Source organism: Mesorhizobium sp. CA15 (assembly GCF_020165215.1).
In the GTDB taxonomy this organism is placed as follows: Bacteria; Pseudomonadota; Alphaproteobacteria; order Rhizobiales; family Rhizobiaceae; genus Mesorhizobium.
The window spans coordinates 216,317-230,895 of sequence record NZ_JAIUHQ010000006.1; the positions used below are offsets into that span (position 1 = coordinate 216,317).

Consider the following 14,579-nt stretch of genomic DNA (forward strand, 5'->3'; position numbering starts at 1 on the left):
TACGCGGCCGCTATTCCAGGGCGGAATTTTCACACGGGATCATTTCTCCTCCTGGGTGACCTGCAGTAGAGAACCGGAGACAGCCGAAATGATCGTTCTGACGGCTAGCCACAGGATAAGCAGGTTGACGCCAACAAAGACCGGAAGAGCAAGGACCGTCGCAACATTCGTGTCGCCTCGAACGGCCAGCTTTTCAATTGACGTTGCCAACGCTGTGGCCCCGAAGCTGACACTCCAAAGTCCGGCCGAGAAGCGTCGTACGACCCGTGAGAGAATGGCGCCAACGACAATTGCTTGCAGAAGCGCGTAACCCACGAGGGAGTGGATGAAGACGTCCCCAGCGGTACCCGACAAATCAGCGTAGGCCAGTGAGCACACCGCCGGCGGCGCCAGTTGGACACCCATCGTCGATCGGATCTGGCCGGCTAGCGGCTCACCAAAATAGAGCCGGCCAAACAATAGCGACTCGGTCGCCAGCCATGAGAAGAGTCCCGCTCCTAACGCCAGCTCGGCCCAGTCAAACCAGCCAAATGTCGACAAGCCAATGCTCAGGACAAAGGAGGCCGCGGCAACCGGCAAATATAGGGCGGGGGTCGCGTCGGACAGGGAAATCGTTCCCCGCCAGATCTTTTGGGTCCGCCAGATGCCGTAGCTTGTTGCGAGCACACCTCCCGTAGAAAGCAGCACGACTGCCCCGACCTTGCTGTAGGGCATGATGCTCACTGCCGTGAGCATCATCCCGACGCCCGCCAGACCAGGGAAGCAATTCTGAACGGGATTGGCGAGCTCTGCCCGCATCGCCAATGGAGCCAGCGACAACTTCAGAATGTAGAGTGTCAGAAGGACTGCCCACAGGCACGCGGCAAGCAACATCAACGCCACAACAATCCCCTCTGGAGCCGCCCAGAGCTGATGCGCCAACTGCCACGAACCAGCGAAGGAACTTGTCCCCAGGCCGATCGCAAAGAACGAAGCGGGAAACCGCGCTATCAGAGATTTTTCCATGGGCGGAGTGATCATCCCCCCGTGCGCGGATGCCACCGCTTCGTCCAACGCCAACCCACTTAGTGGTGTGATGCCTTCAGATATGGACGGCTTTTCCATTGTTGCTCCTCACGGTTTCCGGCTCGGGTGAGAGGGGATTGGCACAGCACACCTGCGCCGGACGCTTCACGATTGGGCTGCGCGCAGTGTCTCGTCAGCTTGTGGCGGGCAATCGCAATGTCACGGTTGTGCCCATCCCGAGCACGCTCTCAATATGCACGCTTCCTCCGGACTCTTCGGCGAAACGTTTCACCATCGGCAGGCCAACACCACCAAAGCCTCCGCCCTTTGTCGTGAAGAAGGGATCAAACGCCCGGACCACTGTCTCGCCGGTCATTCCAATTCCGGTGTCCCGAATGCGAATGGCGACCTGACGAAGGCTTTCCGGGGCAAAGGCGTCGACTGAGATCAAACCGCCGTCAGGCATTGCGTCACGAGCGTTGAACACAAGGTTCAGGACCGCGTTCTGCAAGCCTGCCCGATCGCACCTTACCAAGGGGAGGTTGGAATCTACCCGAAACTCAAAACGAACGTTTTCATATCGAGCGCTTCGGACGAGAGATTCAATCTCGACCAGGCAGACGCTTATGTTCGCCTGCTCGACATTGCCCTGAATCTCCCGGGCCGTCTTGATCGTCTGCCTGACAAGGCCGCCCGCTCGATCCAATGCGGTTCTGGCGCCGGCAATTACAATATCAATTCCCGGAACCGCTGAGATGCTGGGCTCGCGAGCCAGATGGTTCAACGCAGAGGAAGCCACCTGGATGAGATTGCCGAGGTCATGGACCACCCCCGCCGTGGATAACTGCGAAGGCACGCGACCCCCATGAACGACGCCTGGGCTGAGAGATATGTCATCGTCCATCTCTGGTCCTGACATTCCATTCCTCCGTTTGCCCGCTCCACAGTCTTGCGTCAGTCCCAGCACACAGCCCGACCTGCGCTGCAATCCACCAATGAATTTGAGGCCAGGAGGGCTCTTGCTTGGCCCGGCTTCAAAGAACTCCCGCGTACAGGCCCGCCCCGACAGCGACGCAGAGCGCGCCGCCCGCGCGGCTCAAGGGAACTGACGCTGAGCGCTGCAAGGCGAGCGCCAATCCGACTCCGATTGCTTGCAAGGCCGCGGTGGCAGACGCAAATCCGGCGACGAATTCAGCCCCGCTCACGGCCTCGGGCAGCTCAGCCCCATGGGCGTGACCATGCAGCAGCGCAAAAAGACCAATGATGGCAGCTCCGACCCAAACCGGCGGATTTACTGCCAACGCCGCCATGAGCCCCAGCACGACCACCGAAGCCAGGATGCCCGGCTCCACCAGCGGCACCGCGATGTGCGCCAGGCCGAGAGCACCGCCAATCAACATCACCGCGAGGAAGGTTGACGGCCATACCCAGGTCGCACGGTTCCCCTTGGCGGCAGCCCACATCCCGACGGCCATCATGGCCGTGATGTGATCGAGGCCAGTGAGGGGATGGCTGAACCCTGCGTTAAAGGAAACGACAGAACCAGCGCCGGGGTGGGCAAAGGCCGGCGTTTCCAAGGCCACCATTATAGCTATCGAAATCGGGATCAATCGCATGTCTATCTCCTCAGTGAAGCACACGGGTCGGCTGTCGGCCCGTCAGTAGGCCGAACAAACCCAAGGCGCATTGCCAACTGTCAAAGGTGCGGGTTGTGCGGCGACCCCAGATAGGGGAACTCTGCAAGCAGGTCGCGGTGCGGCCCTACTCCATCCCCCGGGACCTTGCCGTTCGTGAAAATGGCCATAAAGACATCGGCGGCATCGTCAGTCAGGCTTCTGCCGTTTTCCGGGAATGACGCAGGTCGTCCAGGGTCATAAACGAGAATGTCCGGAAGCAGCGTTCTTGCCACGCGCTCTGCTTCATCGGGCCGGTATCCTCCCGAGTGCTCAAGCGTGTGCGCGAACGTCTTGATGAACTGGTTGTCGTCCGCCGGCTCGGCAGAGAGATAGTCCTCTCTCTGCTCGCCGGGCAGGAACACTGCCTGCTGGGGTCGAGCACCACGTTCAACCTGCATCCAACGGTCGCCCTGTCTGTCCAAAATGCGGGCCCACAGACCAATGGGCTTGGAACCCAGCGCGGAATTGGCTACTTCCAGCACGATGCTGCAGATATCCTTGTCGGCAAAGAAATCAGCCCCCGTGAACTGCAAATCGGCGACGGCCCCGAGAGTATCGAAGAAAAACGGTTCGCTTCGCCAACCCGCGAAGAAACGGTAATCGCCTGCTTCCGTCACCTCGGCATCGCTTCCTGTCGAGACTGGTGCCGCCATAACGATGACCTCCCCGCCGTCGTCGACCCCAGCCGCCAAGGCGCCTTCCACACGACGCATGGAGGCGATCTGCCTTCCTTCCGATAAGGACGCAAAATTTATTCGATACGCGACATCGGCGACCGCATCGCCGTTTGTGTCGATCTTCAGCTCGTACACCGCGTCGGGGGCGAATGGCTCCGCGGTTGTGGAATGAGGATCAATCACCGTCGAGGATGGATGCACATTCATGATGAGGATCGACTTGCTCGCGTCTCCTGGTTTGGGGAAGGCATAAATGTCAGTGAGGTCCAAACGTGCGTCTCCGCGGGGAAAGCCAAAGTCAGGACCTGAATAATGATGGGACATAATCACATTCTCCAAACGGTAAACCAAAGCGGAAGCCGAAGGCTACATTTATCCGGAGAAACGAGGGTACCATCTGTAAACCGTGACCAAGACAACATCCATCGGCAACTTCAACGGGACAAACTGTGGCAGCGCCACGAGACAGAATATATTGAACGATGGTATCTCCAATACTTTGGTCTCGGTCGCATCGGTAGGCCCGCGATGGTACTTACGGTGGTAGTCATCCGAAGGCATCCTCGGTGAATGTTGGCGGGCGGTGCAGCCCGCGATTGCCGACGGAGAAGGAGGGAGCATGGCTCGCTTGCTATCGGTCAATGTGGGATTGCCGCGCGGCGTTCCATGGCAAGGCAAGATCGTCGACACCGCCGTTTGGAAAGCGCCAGTCGAAGGCTCCTGCCAGGTGCGACGGCTCAACATCGACGGCGACCGGCAAGGAGATGTCGCGGGGCACGGTGGCGAACAACGCGCCGTGCTGGTTTATCAAATCGACTCTTATCGGTTCTGGCAAAGAGAGCTAGGTCGCAACGACTTCGTTTACGGTCAATTTGGCGAGAATTTCACGGTCGATGGCTTGTCAGATCATGAGGTTTGCATTGGCGATCGCTACCGCATCGGCAGTGCGCTGTTGGAAGTGACGCAGCCGCGCGTCACCTGTTACCGTGTTGGCATCCGTATGAATGAGCCGCGTATGGCCGCGCTGTTGGTCGCGCATGGCAGGCCTGGTTTTTATCTGCGCGTACTGGAAGAAGGCCAGGTTCAGGCGGGAGATGAAATCACTCGGGTGGAAATCGGCCCAGAGGCGATGACGGTCTCCGAGGTGGACGCGCTGCTTTACACGCCCAGCCATCCGCGGAGCCAGCTTGAGCGCGCACTGCGCATTTCCGCGCTGAGCCCCGGTTGGCAGGGATCATTCCGGGCACTTCTCGCACAAGCCGAGAAGGGAACCACGACGGGAAATGCCGGTCTGGACCCTGTCTCCGGACCGCCACCGGCATGGCTGGGGTTCCGGCGGCTGAAGGTAGCTCGCAAGGTCCACGAAAGCCGGACTGTGGTGTCGTTGGTCCTCGAGCCTACGGATGATTCTCATCTGTACGCCGCGATCCCCGGCCAGTTTGTCGTGCTACGCCTCGCGGTTTCGTCCGATAGCCCAGCTCTTATGCGCAGTTATTCTTTGTCGAGCGCACCAGGGGATCGATGCTATCGGATAAGCGTAAAGCGGGAACCGCATGGCGAGGCGAGCGCCTTTATAGACGAGAGCGTCCAGGTTGGAGATTTCCTGGACGTCAGCGCGCCACGCGGCAATTTCATCCTCGGGGACGAGGATCGCCCGATAGTGCTGCTGAGCGCCGGCGTGGGCGTTACGCCTGTGATGTCGATGCTTCACGCATTGGCAGCCCGAGAGTCGACGCAAGAAGTTTGGTGGTTCCATGGGGCTCGTTGCGGCCGCGAGCATCCTTTCGCCGAAGAGGCCCGAAACCTGCTCGAGGTGTTGACCCGCAGCCATTCCCACATACGCTACAGCGCGCCCGATCGCGACGACAGGTTAGGCGTCGATTTCGATGCTATCGGGCGCTTGGATGTCCGCGCGCTCCAAGAGCTGGGTGTGCCGCCAGACGCCGACTTCTATATCTGCGGACCATCGGCATTCATGAGTGGCATGACTGCGGGTCTTGCCGCATGGGCCATCGCCCCAGCCAGAATCCATACGGAACTGTTTGGTCCCGGTCCTTCGACCACGCCTGGGATAGCCGGCGCTACACAGCGATCGCCGCATCCGCCCGTTCAACCTTCCAGCGCAGGCCCCCTCGTTTCGTTTGCCCGGAGCGGCTTGAGCGTCCGTTGGGGGCCACGATTTCAGAGCTTACTTGAACTTGCCGAAGCGTGCGACGTGCCCACGCGATGGTCATGCCGAACTGGCGTCTGCCATACTTGCGAGACGGGACTTGTCACTGGGACTGTCACCTATAGCCCCGAGCCAATCGATCCGCCGGCGACGGCCAATACGCTGATTTGTTGCTCGCGCCCCGATGGGGACGTCGTTCTCGACCTTTGAACTGCCGGGGTATTGCCAGACCGGAGCTATGGATCCCAGGAGCGGAAATCTCCGCGCGCGCGGTCGCTATGTCGGCAGCGGACGACCGGTCTGCTCCGCCACCATGAACTGCGCGTACCAGTCGGGCCAGTTGTCGTCACGCTGGCCACCAGCCCGCCTTTCATGCTCGCCATGTGCCGAAGCCGCCCGCCCCAACGCAGCGGCAAGCTCAGAGGAACTCGAGAATGTCGTGTCCTGCGCGGCCTCTCGACCTGGCAACCGGTGCGTGATCTCCTGCAGTAGCCATCCATTGCCATCGGGATCACTGAATGTGGCAAAAGACGAATAGCTGCGTCCCTCGGGATCTCGGCCGCTGATAGGGGGTTGGCCGGGGCCGGCCCGATGAAACACCCCGCTAGCGTCGACACCACGCGCCACGAGTTCAGCGCGTGCCGCTTCGATGTCGGAGACGACAAGGTAAATTACCTTCGTGGATCCAGGCTCGGCCGAAGTCAGGCCTTTGCCGAACTGCAAGGAGCATGCTGAGTCCGGAGGCGTGAATTGAACAACGCGGAACGCATTGCCGACGACGAAGTCCGCGTCCAGCCTCCAGCCCAGACGGCTGTAAAAACTCTTGGCGCGATCGACGTCGGAGACAGCAATGACGATGGCCTCCACCTTCATCTCGATGCTGGCCGTTTTCGCAGATTCAGTCGCAGTTGCAACGCTCATTGCATCGTTACTCATGTCGAACTCCTTGGGTTGAGCCTTCGGGCGCTATAGACGTGCGGCAACGAAGACCGGTCAGCTGCATCAACCGAGCCATGGCGCCGCCGAATGACATCCTCCGGCCGTCACGCCCGCTTTGCCCCGCGGACGCAGGCAACGCCAGTTCGAAATACTGGTCGCGCCTCCACGCTTGCGTCGTGCCTGGAAGCGCGCCGACGATACCAACACTTGCAGTCGCGGTAATCAGCTCGCGCTCGGAGGGAGTCAGCGATCTTGCTCCTGTCACCTCACGCTCCATCGGCTCGGTTGAGACACCATCCAATCCCGATGGAGATAAGTCCATTGCATGTTGGTATCGGCAACTGCCGGCGACGCCGATCGCAATCGAATCCTGGAAGTTCGTAGTCGGAGAAGCGGCTTGGACATTCGGCGCTTCCAAAAAAAAGGTTGGCAGTTGTCCGGCAAATCATTCCAAAGTATCGGCGATACCATCGAACAATGGCAAGCTTGCTGAGACGCGGATACCTAATACCCGCATCTGGATTTCCTCCAGTGTATCGGTGGTCGGAACGTAATGTCGTTGCCGATGTTGTGCGAGGCACAATCAACAGGGGAAGGAGTTTGTCGTGAATATTAGAGGCGTATGTCTAGGAGTGGCGTTTTCTTTTTCGGCGTTTGGCGGGATTGCGGTTGCGGGGGCTCTTGACGTCATTGACCCAATCAACCAGCAGCACCCATTTTACACCGGTTCCGTCAGGGAAACGGGACACACGAGTCCCGTCGTGAGATCGCGGTTCAGGGCGGCGCTGGCCACTCTCCCGAGCACGAAGCGCAAGGCGATGATGAGGGAGTGCCAGGATGCCGCAATGACGAAGCCCTACGCGGAGTTCTGCGCGGACTTGAATGCGTTCGCCGGCTCGTGATCTTCCAAGCCAGGGCGCGATCCCTGTCCGAGCCGAACAATGGCGGGCCGAGTGCCCGCCATTGTTTGCGCGGAGAGTTCCGTCCGTGACATTGGGGACGGGCCTGTCTACCTCGCCAGCTGGCCTAAACGGGGGGAGTGATTTCCAACGTGCCACTTGAAGCGAACGCTTCCCCATCCGGCAATCCTCCCGTCTTGCGGACCTGAAGCGTGATTTGGCGCAGACAGGTTGGCTAGTGAGCGCCGCTGAGCCGTGCAGCCATGTTCACCAGGTCCGCGAGCGAGCGAGCTCTCATCTTACGCATGGCCTGACCGCGGTGTGCTTTCACGGTTATTTCGCTGATGCCCAACTCAAACCCGACCTGCTTGTTCAACAGACCGGAGACGACCAGTGCCATAACCTCCTGTTCGCGACGGCTGAGCGACGCATGCCGACCCCTGAGCTCGTGCAGTTCCGAACCGGCAGCGAGTGCAGTCTTGCTCCATTCCAGCGCTGACTGAACCGCCGCCAGGAGCTCTTCGTCACCAAATGGTTTTGTTAGGAACTCCACCGCACCGGCTTTCATTGCCTTTACGCTCATCGGCACGTCGGCATAACCTGTGACAAAGATGATCGGCATGTCGGGGCGACCGACGGACAAATGCCTTTGCAGGTCAAGCCCGCTGAGATTCGGGAGATTGATGTCAAGAATCAAACAGTTTGGAACCAGCGCCGGGGGACAGTTGAGAAATTGCTCCGCCGAGGCGAACGTCTCTGGCCGCCAGCCTGCGGAGCCGATCAGCAACTCAAGCGATTCACGCACCGAGATGTCGTCGTCGACGACGAACACGACAGGCGTTCCTTGCGACATGGATGCCGACCTTGCCCCAACGCCCAGTTCAGTCGCCAAATCTGGATGCATAGCAGACTATCCTTCTCGCACATCGTTAACAACCGCCACGTTTAAGGTGCACGTAGTGCCGAGCTAAGCGCCGCCTGAAGGGCTCGGTCACTGAAAGGCTTGAACAGACACTCAACCGCACCCTGCTCCATCAGACGCGGCCGGACCGTGCTATCCTTCCGCGCTGTTATGTAGACAATCGGAATCAGCTGTCCGCGACGCGCCAGCTCAAGTTGCAATTCAGGCCCCGTCATCCCGGGCATGGCTACGTCAAGAATCAGGCACCTGGTCTCATCAATGCTATCCGATATGAGAAACTCATTTGCTGAAGAGAACGTCTTCACGCTGAAGCCGAATTCCTTGAGCAAATCTGGTAAAGATTCGCGCACCGACCGGTCATCATCGACCACAGAAATTAGTACATGCGCAGTCTTCATCTAACCCCCACTGATTTTTTATCATTATGGGTCACATTCATATCTTGCTTCGGCAGGGCCTCGGAAAACTCGGGCACGGAAAACGAAAACGTAACCCCTGGCCCATCATTTGCGGCTGCCCACAGACGCCCACAGTGACTGTCGATAATGGATCGACTGATGGACAATCCTATTCCCATGCCATCGTTCTTGGTGGTGTAGAAAGCTTCGAAGAGACGGTCGGGGCCGTCTGGACCGAATCCACTGCCAGCGTCCTGTACCGACAGCCGCACGTGGCCGTTCACCTCCGGCTCGGTCCTGATCACAACCTGCCTGAGACGATCTTCGACCTCGCTCATGGCGTCGGCGGCGTTGCGCAACAAGTTCATGATCACCTGCTGGAGTTGAACTCGATCGCCCGCGACATGCGGCAGCCCTTCGGCCAGTTGGGATTGCAGAACTACGCGACCGTCACGAATGTCTGCTGACGACAGCGCAAGGACCTCGCGCACAGCCTCATTCAGATCCACAGCCTCTATTATCGGAGCCCTCTTGCTAAAAAGTGCGCGCAACCGAGCGATTACATCCGCCGCCAGGTTGCCGTCGCGTATTGTACGACGCGCCGTCTCGAGCGCGCCGTCGATATTCGGCGGATTGGCAGCCAGCATGCGCAGGCACGTGCTAGCATTGGTGACAATGCCGGATAGCGGCTGATTGACTTCGTGCGCGATCGACGCTGTCAAGGTTCCAAGGCTTGAAACCTTGGATACGTATGCAAGTTCAGTCCGGGCCTTCCCAAGCGCTTCCTCTGCGCGTCTGTGCTCTGTCACGTCTTGAACCGCGGCGAGGCACTCCAGCCGATCGTCCTGGCGACGCACGACGCGGCCGAAGGTGCGCAGGAATTTGACGCTGTCGTCCGGCATTCGTATTCGGATCTCGTAGCCCAGATTACCCTCACCGGCGCGAACCCGTGCCATTTGCGTTGATAGGGATGGAATGTCGTCCGGATGGATTCGATCGAGAATTTGGTTCATCGTCACTGGATGCGCAGGGTCAAACTCGAAAATGCGATAGAGCTCCTCGGAAAACGCGATTTCATCCGTATCCACACGCCATGAAAACGCTCCGGTCGAACTCAGACGCTGAGCTTCGGAAAGCAATGTTTCGGTTCGCCTGAGTGCGGCCTCGGTGAGCGAGCGCTCGATGGCAATGCTGGCTATCTGCGTGGCATGCGCAATTAGATCCTGCTGGTGTGGTGATGGCGACGAGGGCTTTCGCTGAATGATGCAGAAGGTGGCCAGCACCCGCCCTTCCTTGGAACAGACCGGCGTGCTCCAGACCGATCTATATCCGTGTCGCAGCACATGGGACCTGACTGGCGAGTTATACCAGCGAGGATCCCGCTCAATGTCCTCTGTAACGACCTGTACTTTTTCAACGGCCGCTATGCCGCATGGCAGCAAATCACCGCTTAGAGGCGTACCCGCGATTGGATCGCTGTAGGCTGAAGGCAGGGAAGGAGCCACGGCGTAGGCAATTGTCAGGCTATCCTGATCGAACATGTGAACATCACAGAAACAGTCAGGGGCAGCCTCTTCGACGAACGTGCACAAGGCGTTTAGAACATCACGCAGTGAACTGCCCGACGCGATCATCTCCAACAGTCGCTTTTCACCCGCCAGAAAGGCTTCTGCCTGTTTGCGACCATCAATATCGTGGCTTACGCCATACCAGCGCACCACTTTACCGGCGTCGTCCCGGATCGGTATGCGACGCGCCATGTGCCAGCGATACGCACCATCGGCCGCCTGCACTCGGTACTCTAGTTCAAACGGTTCTCCGGTCGCGATACATTCGTGCCATTTGTTCTCTTCGAATTCGACGTCCTCTGGATGGATTCTATTTCTCCAACCACCATTTGCGATATCTTCGGAAGAAAGCCCGGTGAAATCGCGTCCTCGCTTGTTGCTGGAAATTTGTGAGCCATCGGCGCCGAAAGCTCCAACCAGCGCCGGGATACCGTCGACCATCCTTTGAAGCTCGCGCTCAGCATCGATGACTTTCTCCTCGGCGCGCTTGCGTTCGTCGATGTCGGTATTGGCACCGTACCATTTGATAATGTTGCCGTATTGGTCTCTCGACGGGTTGGCGCGGATCAGAAACCAGCGATAGGTTCCGTCAGATCGACGCACTCGTGCTTCGGCTTCGCCTGGTACACCCGCGATCATCAACGCCTTCCATTTGGCGGTCAGTTCATCCAGGTCATCGGGATGGATTATGGCGGTCCATCCCCAGCCATGCGACTGCTCGGCAGACAGACCGGCGTAGTCAAGGTAATGCTGGCTGAAAAACTCGACATGGCCATCGGGACGGGTCGACCAAGCGAAGGCCGGAATGGTATCGACAATCAGCTGGAGATCGTGCCGGCTCGTCGCAAGAGCTTCCTTGCTTTCTCGCAGGGCTTCTTCTGTCCGCCGCCGTTCTTCAATTTCCTGCATCAGAGTTCTATTCGCGGCGACGAGTTCGCTCGTTCGCTCAGTAACCCGCTGGTCGAGCTCTTTGGCAAGGCGGTTCTGATCTCTTGCCTTGCGTGCCCCCTGGAGCGCCACGCTCGCCTGGTTGGCAGCAACACTCAAAAGTAGTTGATCGGACTGGCTGGGAAAATCGGACCTGGCTGAACCCACAACCAGGACTCCAGCTTCCCCCTCGATCCCCAGTCGCGCCACCGCCAGAAAAACGCCACCCGCTTCGACATCCATTCTGGCGCTAGACGGCCAATTCGATTCCGTATCTCCAAGCAGATGGTCGAGCGCTTTGCCTATCTCGCTTACCCCCAATGCAAAGGCCTGGCCGACCCGAACGATTTCATTCGGGCGTTCGCCATCGAACAGCCGTGCATAAACGAAATCAACGGGCAACATCGCGCTTAGCACATCAAGCAATGTGCTTGCGATGTGCTTGGGATCTCCGCCTACCCAGATCGCAGGGAGAGCTAGCAGGCTCACCAAGTCGTTCATCAAGCGCTTGAGCCGTTGATCCCAGGGGGTCTCGAGCGGCGGTTCCACGCTAAAGCTCCGTCTCGCTGCGCGGCATCTGTCCGGCTCTTCGTTGGCGAAGCTCGCGGAGGAACTCCTCCGGGGGTACGAAGAATGGATTCTGCTGCAGTATGCCGCCTATGACGATCATGGGATGTGTCCGCATGATATCGACGACCGTGTCGCCACCGAACTTCGCCAGATCGTACACACAGATGACCGCGTCCTCGTGACGGGACCACACCCCATTCACCCGCGCTTCGAACTCTACCAGATCGTCGATGTGCGATCTGACCTCGCAAGCCCAGTCCATGTGGCAGACAATGCGACTAAGTGGAAAATCGCCTCTGACATTGCCGCTGGCCAGCTGTTCGAATACCTCCAACATCCGATCCTGATCGAAACGACCATCCCGAAGGTAGGCTCCGGTATTGGTGCGAAATTCAAGCTGGCCGCTTTGTTCCGCCGCCGTGGTATCGACGCCCGCAGCTGCCAGGCGATGCAAATGCTTGCAGCGCTCGCCCGGATTGACGACGTGGATGACTTTGTCACCGCGCTCGAAGCCATCCCTCAGGAAGGGAAGCAAGACCCGAGACGCCTCGTCGTCGCCGTTAAAGAATGCGCAGGCGTGCCGCATTTCGCCCAGTTCGGATCCCGCGAAGGGAATGGCTGGCGTCTTCTTATGCATGTTTGCCTCACGGGACGTGAGCTTCGCCCCATCCCACCATGCACGCGGCCAATACCAAGGTCTATTATGCGTTGGTGTCGGTTTTGATGAGGGACATCGGGTTGCGACGGTGTCTCCAGCCGTAGCGGTCGGAACCCGCACCGGGGTACTCATTGTTCCATGGTGTTGCCGATACCTTGGAATAATGGATTTTGATTGTTCTTCCGCTCTTTGTTGTCCCCGGGTCTCAATTTAGCGGATTTTTTCGAAATGCGCTCAGACATCGTTCCAGGGTCCAATTTCCCGGATTACGAGTTACCGGATCACACGGCGGTACGGCGAAAGCTTTCCGATCTGCAGGGGGAAGACCCAATGGTGGTGGTTCTCGGCAGAGGCGGGTTTTGTCCTCGGGACCGTCGGCAGACTGACGGGCTCGTACGGCTCTATGGTGAAATGGAAGTCGGATATTGCAGGCTCGTGACCATCACGACGGACAATCTTCTCGAAACGAACGAGTATCGATTGGGGGCTGGCGCCCATTGGCCTTTTCTTTCCGACCCGCGGCGCATCATCCAAAAGGACCTTGATATCGCGGAGTACACGGACCCCCTGCACAATCCTATGATTCCTCACGTGGTCGTCTTGGAGCCTGGCCTGGTCGTCTACAAGATCTACAATGGCTACTGGTTCTTTGGTCGACCCACATTGGAAGAGCTGCGTCAGGATATGCGCGCGGTGACTATGAAATCTCGGATGGACTGGGACATTTCGAGATCCGAACTCAGGTCGGCGTGGCAAATGGGCCAAACGGAGCTTTTCTATCCCTACCGGAAGCCAAGTTCGAAGATTGCGGCAGAGCATTGAATTGCGTTGAAGGGGAGGCAGCGTGCTTTTGCATGCGGGCGTCGGGCGACGGTTCTCAGGCCTTCGCCGGGCAGCGGCCGGTACATGCGGGACGAAAGCCGCCACCTACGGAGGTCGCGCCCATCCGCCTCGCGGTAGGAGTTCGGAAATAGAATTACCGCAATGGCGCGGTGGCTGATTGGAGGGCCCGGATCACGTTGCGCTCACGTCGGTGATGGCCCGGGCAAAGGCCTCCGGCGCTTCCTGAGGCAGGTTGTGACCTATGCCGCCACTGATCAGCCGGTGCTCATATTTGCCGGAGAACATCCGTGCGTAGGCGCCGGGCTCTGCATGGGGGGCGCCGTTCGCATCGCCCTCCAGCGTTATCGTGGGCACAGTGATCATCGGTGCTTTGGCCAGCCGCTGCTCCAACGCATCATATTGCGTCTCGCCTTCGGCGAGACCTAGGCGCCAACGGTAGTTATGGATAACGATCGCGACGTGATCGGGATTGTCGAACGCACCAGCGCTGCGCTCGAAGGTGGGGTCGTCGAACTTCCATTGCGGCGATGCAAGCTGCCAGATCAGCCTGGCAAAATCGCGCGTGTATTTTTCATAACCGGCGCGACCGCGCTCGGTGGCAAAGTAGTACTGATACCACCACGGCAGCTCGGCCTTCGGCGGCAACGGGACCTCGCCGACCAGTGGGTTGCCGATCAGGTATCCGCTCACCGAGACCATAGCTTTGCAACGCTCTGGCCAGAGCGCGGCGACGATGTTGGCTGTCCGGGCGCCCCAGTCGCAGCCGCCGATGGTGGCTCTCTCGATCCCCAGCGCATCCATCAAAGCTATGATGTCGGATGCAATCGCCGACTGCTGGGCGTTACGCGTCGTGTCGCCCGACAGGAACCGCGTCGTGCCGTAGCCGCGCAGGTAAGGCACTATCACCCGATGGCCCCGCGATGCCAGAACAGGTGCGACGTCCGCGTAGGTCTGGATATCGTAGGGCCAGCCATGCAGCAGGATCACCGGCGGACCTTTCGCTGGGCCCAACTCCGCATAGCCGACATTCAGGACACCGGCCTCGATCTGCTTGGGTGCACCAAGCGAGTTCAATGCCCCCATCGCGATTGCCGCCCCCTGGTTGGCTTCGCTGGAAGCCGCCGTTGCCGTCTCGGTGATGCCAAACTCGGCGAATGCAAGCCCCATTGCCGCGGCCCCAATAAGGCGGCGACGGCGCTCATCGATCCTGTTCATCGCCTTCTCCTGCTTGGTTCGCGCCGTCACAGGCGCGCGGACTCACTCTCGGCGGACCGACCTGTCGGTCCGCCCGCCGTTTGAAATGTGGACGACCTGATGGCTGCCCTTC

General features: G+C 59.2%; 12 protein-coding genes. 2 read left to right on the forward strand and 10 right to left on the reverse strand.

What is annotated here, in order from left to right; all coding sequences use genetic code 11:
• Positions 1 to 39 precede the first annotated feature (39 nt).
• The 4 genes from LB515_RS13440 to LB515_RS13455 all read right to left on the reverse strand — a co-directional run bounded on the left by LB515_RS13440 (position 40) and on the right by LB515_RS13455 (position 3,628).
• Positions 40 to 1,104: a dicarboxylate transporter/tellurite-resistance protein TehA gene (locus LB515_RS13440; protein WP_224707999.1), complete on the reverse strand. Its 1,065-nt coding sequence runs from the start codon at positions 1,102 to 1,104 to the stop codon at positions 40 to 42.
• Between the two features lie 94 nt (positions 1,105 to 1,198).
• Positions 1,199 to 1,909 carry a sensor histidine kinase gene (locus tag LB515_RS13445; RefSeq protein ID WP_224639971.1) on the reverse strand — a complete coding sequence of 237 codons (711 nt, stop codon included), beginning with the start codon at positions 1,907 to 1,909 and terminating at the stop codon, positions 1,199 to 1,201.
• Positions 1,910 to 2,039: 130 nt separating this feature from the next.
• A complete protein-coding gene (locus tag LB515_RS13450) occupies positions 2,040 to 2,621 on the reverse strand; it encodes a HupE/UreJ family protein (RefSeq protein WP_224708000.1) in 582 nt (193 codons plus the stop codon).
• A gap of 80 nt (positions 2,622 to 2,701) precedes the next feature.
• Positions 2,702 to 3,628: a DUF4331 family protein gene (locus LB515_RS13455; RefSeq protein ID WP_411969135.1), complete on the reverse strand. Its 927-nt coding sequence runs from the start codon at positions 3,626 to 3,628 to the stop codon at positions 2,702 to 2,704.
• A gap of 349 nt (positions 3,629 to 3,977) precedes the next feature.
• On the opposite strand from LB515_RS13455, the gene LB515_RS13460 reads away from it, so the two are divergent.
• Positions 3,978 to 5,738: an MOSC and FAD-binding oxidoreductase domain-containing protein gene (locus LB515_RS13460; RefSeq protein ID WP_224708002.1), complete on the forward strand. Its 1,761-nt coding sequence runs from the start codon at positions 3,978 to 3,980 to the stop codon at positions 5,736 to 5,738.
• A gap of 66 nt (positions 5,739 to 5,804) precedes the next feature.
• Here LB515_RS13460 and LB515_RS13465 read toward each other — a convergent pair whose 3' ends face one another.
• The 5 genes from LB515_RS13465 to LB515_RS13485 form a co-directional block, all read right to left on the reverse strand.
• Positions 5,805 to 6,464: a VOC family protein gene (locus LB515_RS13465; protein ID WP_224708003.1), complete on the reverse strand. Its 660-nt coding sequence runs from the start codon at positions 6,462 to 6,464 to the stop codon at positions 5,805 to 5,807.
• Between the two features lie 1,137 nt (positions 6,465 to 7,601).
• Positions 7,602 to 8,219, reverse strand: a complete 618-nt coding sequence (locus LB515_RS13470) for a response regulator transcription factor (protein WP_224708004.1) — start codon at positions 8,217 to 8,219, stop codon at positions 7,602 to 7,604.
• A gap of 92 nt (positions 8,220 to 8,311) precedes the next feature.
• The gene (locus LB515_RS13475; protein WP_224708005.1) at positions 8,312 to 8,686 is read right to left on the reverse strand and encodes a response regulator; all 375 of its coding nucleotides are present in this window, start codon (positions 8,684 to 8,686) and stop codon (positions 8,312 to 8,314) included.
• The gene (locus tag LB515_RS13480) at positions 8,683 to 11,730 is read right to left on the reverse strand and encodes a PAS domain-containing protein (protein WP_224708006.1); all 3,048 of its coding nucleotides are present in this window, start codon (positions 11,728 to 11,730) and stop codon (positions 8,683 to 8,685) included. Before LB515_RS13480 ends, LB515_RS13475 begins: the two co-directional genes overlap by 4 nt.
• Before the next feature lies 1 nt (position 11,731).
• On the reverse strand, positions 11,732 to 12,388 hold the full coding sequence (locus LB515_RS13485; protein ID WP_224708007.1) for an MEDS domain-containing protein: 657 nt from the start codon (positions 12,386 to 12,388) through the stop codon (positions 11,732 to 11,734).
• 249 nt (positions 12,389 to 12,637) lie between these two features.
• Here LB515_RS13485 and LB515_RS13490 point away from each other — a divergent pair, with 249 nt between their 5' ends.
• Positions 12,638 to 13,231 (forward strand): redoxin domain-containing protein, encoded by a 594-nt coding sequence (locus LB515_RS13490; protein WP_224708008.1) that lies wholly within the window; start codon positions 12,638 to 12,640, stop codon positions 13,229 to 13,231.
• Positions 13,232 to 13,423: 192 nt separating this feature from the next.
• Here the strand turns inward: LB515_RS13490 and LB515_RS13495 are convergent, their stop codons facing one another.
• Positions 13,424 to 14,467: an alpha/beta fold hydrolase gene (locus tag LB515_RS13495; RefSeq protein WP_224708009.1), complete on the reverse strand. Its 1,044-nt coding sequence runs from the start codon at positions 14,465 to 14,467 to the stop codon at positions 13,424 to 13,426.
• Positions 14,468 to 14,579 lie beyond the last annotated feature (112 nt).

Excerpts from the sequence above, each read along its gene's own strand:
- LB515_RS13440 (WP_224707999.1), bottom strand. The coding sequence starts at position 1,104 with ATGGAAAAGCCGTCCATATCTGAAGGCATCACACCACTAAGTGGGTTG.
- LB515_RS13445 (WP_224639971.1), bottom strand. The coding sequence starts at position 1,909 with ATGGACGATGACATATCTCTCAGCCCAGGCGTCGTTCATGGGGGTCGC.
- LB515_RS13450 (WP_224708000.1), bottom strand. The coding sequence starts at position 2,621 with ATGCGATTGATCCCGATTTCGATAGCTATAATGGTGGCCTTGGAAACG.
- LB515_RS13460 (WP_224708002.1), top strand. The coding sequence starts at position 3,978 with ATGGCTCGCTTGCTATCGGTCAATGTGGGATTGCCGCGCGGCGTTCCA.
- LB515_RS13465 (WP_224708003.1), bottom strand. The coding sequence starts at position 6,464 with ATGAGTAACGATGCAATGAGCGTTGCAACTGCGACTGAATCTGCGAAA.
- LB515_RS13470 (WP_224708004.1), bottom strand. The coding sequence starts at position 8,219 with ATGTCGCAAGGAACGCCTGTCGTGTTCGTCGTCGACGACGACATCTCG.
- LB515_RS13475 (WP_224708005.1), bottom strand. The coding sequence starts at position 8,686 with ATGAAGACTGCGCATGTACTAATTTCTGTGGTCGATGATGACCGGTCG.
- LB515_RS13485 (WP_224708007.1), bottom strand. The coding sequence starts at position 12,388 with ATGCATAAGAAGACGCCAGCCATTCCCTTCGCGGGATCCGAACTGGGC.
- LB515_RS13490 (WP_224708008.1), top strand. The coding sequence starts at position 12,638 with ATGCGCTCAGACATCGTTCCAGGGTCCAATTTCCCGGATTACGAGTTA.
- LB515_RS13495 (WP_224708009.1), bottom strand. The coding sequence starts at position 14,467 with ATGAACAGGATCGATGAGCGCCGTCGCCGCCTTATTGGGGCCGCGGCA.